2 protein-coding genes are annotated in these 1339 nt (G+C 67.6%); both read left to right on the plus strand.

Annotation, left to right across the window (positions count from 1 at the left end; translation table 11 throughout):
* The coding region (locus AC1DT2_RS23555; RefSeq protein WP_477299104.1) for a phosphohexomutase domain-containing protein at positions 1 to 916 on the plus strand (916 nt) is incomplete at its 5' end.
* 19 nt (positions 917 to 935) lie between these two features.
* On the plus strand, positions 936 to 1339 hold a 404-nt coding region (locus AC1DT2_RS23560), incomplete at its 3' end, for a 2-oxoglutarate and iron-dependent oxygenase domain-containing protein (protein ID WP_477299105.1).

Raw genomic sequence — 1339 nt, forward strand, 5'->3', positions numbered from 1 at the left:
GGGCAAGGCCAGCCGCATCGAGGATGCGGTGACCCGCTACGCCGAGTTCTGCAAATCCRCGGTGGCGGACGAGTTCAGCCTCAATGGCCTGAGCGTGGTGCTCGACTGCGCCCATGGCGCCACCTACCAGGTGGCCCCGAAAGTCTTTCGTGAGCTGGGCGCCGACGTATCCACCATCGGTGCCGAGCCGAATGGCCTCAACATCAACCACGGCGTCGGGTCCACGGAACCGGCCGCCCTGGCGAAAGCCGTGGTGGAGCGGGGCGCGGACCTCGGCATCGCCTTCGACGGCGACGGCGACCGCGTGCGCATCGTCGACCGCGACGGCACGGTAACCGACGGCGACGACATGCTCTACGTCATCGCCCGCCACTGGAAGCGCCGTGGCAACCTGCCGGGGCCCGTGGTGGGCACGCTCATGAGCAACTACGGCCTGCAGCGCGCCCTGAAGCAGATGGACATCCCCTTCGTCCGGGCCAACGTGGGCGACCGCTACGTGCTGCAGCAGCTGAAGGAACATGGCGGCGTGCTGGGTGGCGAGACGTCCGGCCACGTGCTCTGCCTGGACCGTTTCACCACCGGTGACGGCATCGTGGCGGCGCTGGCGCTGCTCGAAGCCCTGGCCGACGACAACGAGACCTTCGCCGACGCCCGCGCCGGCCTGGTCAAGCTGCCGCAGACCATGCTCAACGTCCGTGTGGAGGGCGCCAAGGCGGCCCTGGGCAGCGATTCGGTCAAGCAGGTGCTCGCCGAGGTCGAAGCCGTTCTGGAAGGCCGCGGACGCGTGGTGCTGCGCGCCTCGGGCACCGAGCCGCTGGTCCGCGTGACGATCGAAGCCGCCGATGCCGCCGAAGTGGAACGGCTGGCGGCGCGACTGGCGGACGCCGTAAAATCGGCGGCTCAGGCGACCGCCTGACGCCTCCACCGGACTTCGCATGAAAAAGGTTCCCACCCTCGATATCCGCCGCTACGACACCGACCGCGAGGCCTTCGTGGCAGAGCTGGGCGCGGCCTATCGTGAATTCGGTTTCTGCTGCATCAGCGGCCACGGCATTCCTGTCGAGGCTGTCGACGGCGCCTACGACGCGTTCAAGCGCTTCTTCGCCCTGCAGGACGACACCAAGCGCAAGTACCACATCCCCGGCGGTGGCGGCGCGCGGGGCTATACGCCCTTCAAGGTCGAGACAGCAAAGGACAGCAAGTTCGCGGATCTGAAGGAGTTCTGGCACATCGGCCGCGAGATCCCGCGCGACTCGAAGTTCGCCGCCGTCATGCCGCCCAACGTCTGGCCGACCGAAGTGCCGGATTTCGAAGATAAGGGCTACGGCATCTATGAAGC

This window comes from Luteibacter sp. P4_E6 (genome assembly GCF_056401535.1).